This is a genomic window from Aldersonia kunmingensis, from assembly GCF_001646865.1.
Taxonomy (GTDB): domain Bacteria; phylum Actinomycetota; class Actinomycetes; order Mycobacteriales; family Mycobacteriaceae; genus Aldersonia; species Aldersonia kunmingensis.
Map to the genome: position 1 here is coordinate 1 of NZ_LRRB01000039.1, position 564 is coordinate 564.

1 protein-coding gene is annotated in these 564 nt (G+C 67.0%); it reads left to right on the forward strand.

Going from position 1 to position 564, the window contains the following annotated elements; all coding sequences use genetic code 11:
* Window positions 1-564: phosphopantetheine-binding protein (locus A8G08_RS03195; protein ID WP_157108382.1), on the forward strand; the 564-nt coding region annotated here is incomplete at both ends.

Consider the following 564-nt stretch of genomic DNA (forward strand, 5'->3'; position numbering starts at 1 on the left):
GGGGTTTGTCGGGGACCGGTTGCCCGGGCACATGGTGCCGGCGGCGTTCGTCGTGATCGACGAGGTACCGCTGACCCCGATCGGCAAGCTGGACCGTAAGGCGCTGCCGGAGCCGGTGTTCGAGGCTGCGGAGTTCCGCGCACCGAGCACACCGATGGAAGAGACCATCGCTGCGGTGATGGCCGAGGTGCTCGGGATCGAGCGCGTGAGTGTCGATGATTCGTTCTTCGCCCTGGGCGGCGACAGCATCGTCTCGATTCAGTTCGTGTCCCGTGCTCGTGCGCGCGGGATCAGGTTCTCGCCGCGTGATGTGTTCGAGCAGCGGACGGTGGCGGGGTTGGCCGAGGTCGCGGTGTTCGACGACGGCACGGCCGAGGTGCAGACCCTGGCCGAGTTGCCCGGCGGCGGCGTGGGCACTATGCCGCTGACGCCGGTGATGGCGGGCTTCCTCGCCGGTGGTGGGGATTACCGGACGTTCAATCAGGCTGTACCGGTGCAGGTTCCGGCGTCGATGAGTCTCGAGCTGTTGACTGCGACGATTGCTGCGGTGGTGGATCAGCACGA